At 60.8% G+C, this 5,128-nt stretch carries 6 protein-coding genes and 1 pseudogene; 2 read left to right on the plus strand and 5 right to left on the minus strand.

Going from position 1 to position 5,128, the window contains the following annotated elements; genetic code table 11:
* The 3 genes and pseudogenes from JX325_RS12535 to JX325_RS12545 form a co-directional block, all read right to left on the minus strand.
* Positions 1-319 (minus strand): annotated as a pseudogene (locus JX325_RS12535) (RluA family pseudouridine synthase); the annotation flags it as partial.
* Positions 319-1,299, minus strand: coding sequence for a sensor histidine kinase (locus JX325_RS12540; RefSeq protein WP_204791449.1), 981 nt, complete (start codon positions 1,297-1,299; stop codon positions 319-321). The gene JX325_RS12540 and the pseudogene JX325_RS12535, both read right to left, overlap by 1 nt.
* Positions 1,296-1,979: a response regulator transcription factor gene (locus JX325_RS12545; RefSeq protein WP_204791450.1), complete on the minus strand. Its 684-nt coding sequence runs from the start codon at positions 1,977-1,979 to the stop codon at positions 1,296-1,298. The genes JX325_RS12540 and JX325_RS12545 overlap by 4 nt, the downstream gene beginning before the upstream one ends.
* A 192-nt stretch (positions 1,980-2,171) precedes the next feature.
* Between JX325_RS12545 and JX325_RS12550 the strand changes: the two genes are divergently transcribed.
* Complete coding sequence (locus JX325_RS12550) at positions 2,172-2,759, plus strand: hydrolase (RefSeq protein ID WP_204791451.1); 588 nt, start codon at positions 2,172-2,174, stop codon at positions 2,757-2,759.
* Positions 2,760-2,816: 57 nt separating this feature from the next.
* Here JX325_RS12550 and JX325_RS12555 read toward each other — a convergent pair whose 3' ends face one another.
* Positions 2,817-3,974: a DEAD/DEAH box helicase gene (locus JX325_RS12555; RefSeq protein ID WP_204791452.1), complete on the minus strand. Its 1,158-nt coding sequence runs from the start codon at positions 3,972-3,974 to the stop codon at positions 2,817-2,819.
* A 315-nt stretch (positions 3,975-4,289) separates the two neighbouring features.
* Between JX325_RS12555 and JX325_RS12560 the strand changes: the two genes are divergently transcribed.
* Positions 4,290-4,496, plus strand: a complete 207-nt coding sequence (locus JX325_RS12560) for a helix-turn-helix domain-containing protein (protein WP_204791453.1) — start codon at positions 4,290-4,292, stop codon at positions 4,494-4,496.
* A gap of 66 nt (positions 4,497-4,562) precedes the next feature.
* On the opposite strand, the gene JX325_RS18185 is transcribed toward JX325_RS12560, so the two are convergent.
* The coding region (locus JX325_RS18185) for a helix-turn-helix transcriptional regulator (protein ID WP_243414075.1) at positions 4,563-5,128 on the minus strand (566 nt) is incomplete at its 5' end.

Raw genomic sequence — 5,128 nt, forward strand, 5'->3', positions numbered from 1 at the left:
AGTTGGAGGCGTGGGCCGTCATGCCCGCGGGCTTGTTCACGATAAGCAGGTGCTCGTCCTCCCAGGCCACCGGCAGGGGCCAGTTCCCCGGGACGGCGGCGGCCCGGGGCGGGCGGCGGTCCTCCGTCTCCACCGCCAGCACATCCCCGGCCCGGAGCACGTAAGGCGTGTGGACGGGGACGCCGTTGACGAAGATGCACTCCCCCCCGTGGGCCAGCCGGGAGACGGCGTGGGAGGAAAAGTGGAGCTTGGCCCGGAGGATGTGCCGCACCGCGGCCCCGTCCTCCTCCGGCGGGATGATTCTTGTAATCACCGCCATCACTCCACCCTCTTCCGGTCCCTGGAGAGATCCAGCCGCACCAGGGTCCCCTGTCCGGGGCGGGAGGCGATGGAAATATCGTGGTTCAGCCGGTCCATCACCTGGCGGCAGAGGCAAAGCCCGATGCCGGTGGACTTTTTGTCCTCCCGCCCGTTGAAGCCGGTGAAGCCCTTCTCGAAGACCCGGGGCAGATCCTCCGGCTGGATGCCGATGCCGCTGTCGGCGATGACCAGGGTGTCCCCGTCGCCGTAGATGCGGACCCGGCCCCCCTCGGGGGTGTACTTCACGGCGTTGGACAGCAACTGCTCGATGACGAAGGACAGCCACTTCTCGTCCGTCAGCACGGTCTTCCCGGTCTCCTGAAAATCCAGGGAGATCTTTTTCAGGATAAAGAGACGGGCGTACTTCCGCACGGCCTGGCGCACCAGCGCGTCCAGGCCGCAGTCCCGGAATACATAGTCCGTGGACTCGCTGCCCAGGCGGAGGTATCCCAGGACCATCTCCACGTACTGCTCGATTTTCAAAAGCTCCCCCTCCAGCTCCGGGTGGGGCTCCTCCTGGAGGAGCAGCCCCATGGCGGCGATGGGGGTTTTGATCTGGTGGGCCCAGAGGGTGTAGTAGTCCGTCATGTCCTGGATCCTGTTCCGGTCCTCCAGGGCCAGGGCGGCCCGCTCGGAGGCCAGGGCCTGGCACAGGGCCTGGTAGTCCTCCTCCAGCAGTCCCCCGGGGGGCGGCAGGGGGAGGACCTTCTCCCGGACCTGGACCAGCAGCCGCTCCAGCTCCCGGTGCCGCCGGAGAAACTGGACGTAGCCCACGGCGAACAAGGCAAGCCCCAGGGAAAAGCACAGCACGAAGGCATAGCCCACCGACTCCAGAGGCAGNCCGTAGAGGTAGAAGACGGCGGAGCAGATGCCCAGGCACCCCGCCAGGAGGAAGAGCAGCTTCCAGTGCCGCCGGAAATACGCGCCCAGGATTCTCATACGGTTTCATCCTCCACCAGGTAGCCCGCGCCCTTTTTCGTGCGGATAAAGTCCGGCAGTCCCGCCGCCTCCAGCTTCCGCCGGAGGCGGTTCACGTTGACGGAAAGGGTGTTCTCGTCCACGAAGCTGTCCGACTCCCACAGGGCGGTCATCATGGCGTCCCGGCTGACAATCCGGCCCTTTTTCTCCAGCAGGAGCTGGAGAAGCTTTCCCTCGTTCCTCGTCAGCTCCACTCTCCGGCCGTTGACGGTGACCGTCCCGTTGGCGGGATTCAGCGCCGCGGCGCCGCAGGAGAGCAGGGCCGGGGCGGAGGCGAAGTCATAGGCCCGGCGCAGCATGGCCTGGACCTTGGCGGAGAGGACCTGAAGGTCGAAGGGTTTGGCCAGCAGGTCGTCCCCGCCCATCTGCATGGCCATGACCAGGTTCACGTTGTCCGCGGCGGAGGTCAGGAAGAGGATGGGGACCTGGGAGACCTTGCGGATCTCCCGGCACCAGTGGTAGCCGTTGAAGAAGGGCAGGGAGATGTCCAGCAGCACCAGCTGGGGTCCGAAGTCCAGGAACTCCGCCATTACGGCGTCGAACTTTTTGGCGCAGGCCACCTGATAGCCCCAGCTTTCCAGGTGCCGGGCCACCGCCCCTGCGATGACGCCGTCGTCCTCTGCGATAAAAATACGGTACAAGCCGGACGCCTCCGTTTCCATCTAAAATATGTCTTCCTGTAGTATAGCACAGGAGCCCCGGCAAGTCGAGGGGCGGGCTTGGATTTTATCGGGAACGCGGGCCCGGCGGGAAGGGATCTGCTCCAATACGCTTGCAATCCGCTTTCGAAAGCCGTATACTACCCCCAACAACAAACAAAGGAGAAATGTCCCATGAAATCCTGTCCCGAAAGAGCGGCGGCCCTGGCGCTGCTGCGCAAGTACAACACCGAGCCCTTCCACCTCCAGCACGCCCTGACGGTGGAGTCCGTCATGGGCTGGTACGCCCGGGACCTGGGCTATGGCGAAGAGGCGGATTTCTGGTCCGCCGTGGGCCTCCTCCACGACGTGGACTTTGAGAAGTGGCCCGAGGAGCACTGCAAAAAGGCCCCCGAGCTGCTGGTGGAGATCGGCTGCTCCGACGAGCTGGTCCGCGCCGTGTGCAGCCATGGCTTTGGCATCTGCTCCGACGTGGAGCCTGTCCACGAGATGGAAAAGGTCCTCTTCGCCGCCGACGAGCTGACGGGCCTCATCGGCGCGGCGGCCCGGATGCGGCCCAGCAAGTCCTGCTCCGACATGGAGGTGTCCTCCCTCAAGAAGAAGTTCAAGGACAAGAAGTTTGCCGCCGGGTGCTCCCGGGACGTTATCAAGGACGGCGCGGCGCGCCTTGGCTGGGAGCTGGAGACTCTGATGGACAAGACCCTCCAGGCCATGCGGGAGAGCGAGGCCCGGGTGGCGGAGGAAACGGCCTCCTTGAGCTGAGTCCGTTTTGTACGCGAAAAGAGCGCCGGGACGCCGCCCCGGCGCTCTTATGTTCCCTTAACCGAGGACCTCCAGCTTCCCGTCCTCCCCGAATTTCACGGGGACAATCTCGTTCCGGGTCTTCTGGGCGATGTCGTCAATGCGCATTTTAGAGGGGTAGTCCGCGATGAGGCTCACCGCCACCCCCTGGCGTTTCGCCCGGCCCGTCCGGCCGATGCGGTGGACGTAGTCCTGGTTTTCATCCGGCACGTCGCAGTTAAACACGATGTCCACGTCGTCCACGTCGATGCCCCGGGCGGCCACGTCGGTGGAGACGAAGACCCGGAGCCTGCCCTCCCGGAAGAGGTTCATCACCTGCTCCCGCCGCCGCTGGGGGATGTCTCCGTGGATGCACTCCGCGTCGATGCCCCGCATTTGCAGGAACTTGCAGATGCGCTCCGTGGAGCCCTTGGTGTTGCAAAAGGCCATGCAGCGGTCGAAGCCCGTCTCCTCCAGGATTCTGGCGATGACGTCCGCCTTTTCGTTTTGGGCCACGTCCATGCGGAACTGCTTGATGTCCGGCTTGTTCTGCTCGTCCTCCCGGACGGTGATTTCCGCCGCGTCCCGCTGGTAGACCCAGGCGATGTCCATGACCTCCCGGGAGATGGTGGCGGAGAAGAGGCCCAGGTTCCTCCGCTTGTTCATCTTGTCCAGGAGCCGGGTTACGTCGTGGATGAAGCCCATGTCCAGCATCCGGTCCGCCTCGTCCAGCACCACGGTCCGGGCGCTGTCCACCCGGACGGTGCGGCGCTTCATGTGGTCGCTGAGCCGGCCGGGGGTGGCAACCACGATCTGGGGCCGCTTTTTCAGCGCGTCGATCTGCTTCCCGATGGGCTGCCCGCCGTAAAGGCAGACGCAGCGGACGCCGGGGCGGAAGGCGGAGATGTCCCGGAGTTCGTCGGTGATTTGAATGGCCAGCTCCCGGGTGGGGGCCAGGATGACCGCCTGGACGGCGTCGTCCTCCGGGTCTACGTGCTCAATGATGGGGATGCCGTAGGCAAAGGTTTTGCCGGTGCCGGTGGGGGCCTTGGCGATGACGTCCTGCCAGGCCATCATGGGCGGGATGCAGCCCGCCTGGACGGGGGTGGTGACCTCCAGCTCCCGCCGCTGGATGGCCCGCATGATCTCCGGGGACAGGCCCAGGCTGTCGAACCGGACGCCTTCTGTATATTCCATAAATATTTCCTCTTTTCACGTAGTGGGGGCGTATGATAAAATGGACGCGGGTCCATAGAAACAAGATAAAGGTATTATACAGAAAAAGAGGCCTCTTGTAAAGCGGTCAGGCCTTACAAGTCCGATGATTTTAGAGGATTTTAAAACTTTAATCAATTAAAATCTAGTGAATCCAACAAATTATACATGGAAACCCGAAGAAATTGTAGTAAAATTGTGTGTTGTAAACCCAACAAGCCCCGTTTTTTATGATAAATTAAAGTTGGAAGACAAACCGGGTAAAAGTCAATAGGGGGGGTGTCGAACGTGGATGATATGGAGTATGTACGTATTCTTCGTGATTTGCGCGAAGACGCCGACAAGACACAGTCACAGATCGCCGAGGTCCTGGGAACATCCCAGACCATGTACGCACGCTATGAGCGGGGCGCCAACGAGCTGCCCATCCATCATTTAATCACGTTGAGCAAGTATTACGGCGTCAGTACCGATTATCTGCTGGGGCTCAGCAAGGAACGATGAAACACGGACAGGAAGGTCTCCTGTCCGTGTTTTTTACTCGGGAAGGGCATCTGCCGAAACCGCCCCTCAGTGGATTTCCTGGTCCAAAGCGCGGAATGCCTCCGTATCGAAAAACTCTGTGATGCTCAAGCCAAGGCCGTCCGTCAACTTTTTCAGTGTGATGATGCCAAGATTGTGGGTCTTACGGTTCAAGAAATTATTGACCGTGGATTGCGGGACCGCCGCCAATTCACACATGCGGTTAACCGTGATATCCCTCTCCCGGCACAAAGCAATGATTCGGGTCCGTACCATATCCGCAATCCCCATGATGGTTCCCCTTTCCGTTTTCTTCCACACTACCATTCCCAGAGAAAAAGAATTGTGGGAATACGGTTGACTTATCAACCGAATACGGTTATAATGTGGGAATACGGGTAAAAGAAGGGCATATGAAACAGTATGAGATTCGACTAAATAGAGAAGTGGCAATTTTCTATGAAAGAATCGCTTTCCAAGCGGGGCGGGATGTAGAGAAAGAAATAAACAAGGAGGTCTGCCGCAAAACGGCAGACCTCCCAGCCTGTCGAAAAGAGGCCTGTCTGTCTTCATTACCAGACAGGCCACAAAGTTAATGAGGGATAAAATGTAGG

The sequence above is a fragment of the Oscillibacter sp. CU971 genome, from assembly GCF_905219725.1.
Classification (GTDB): Bacteria; Bacillota; Clostridia; order Oscillospirales; family Oscillospiraceae; genus Oscillibacter.

Excerpts from the sequence above, each read along its gene's own strand:
- JX325_RS12550 (WP_204791451.1), top strand. The coding sequence starts at position 2,172 with ATGAAATCCTGTCCCGAAAGAGCGGCGGCCCTGGCGCTGCTGCGCAAG.
- JX325_RS12555 (WP_204791452.1), bottom strand. The coding sequence starts at position 3,974 with ATGGAATATACAGAAGGCGTCCGGTTCGACAGCCTGGGCCTGTCCCCG.
- JX325_RS12560 (WP_204791453.1), top strand. The coding sequence starts at position 4,290 with ATGGAGTATGTACGTATTCTTCGTGATTTGCGCGAAGACGCCGACAAG.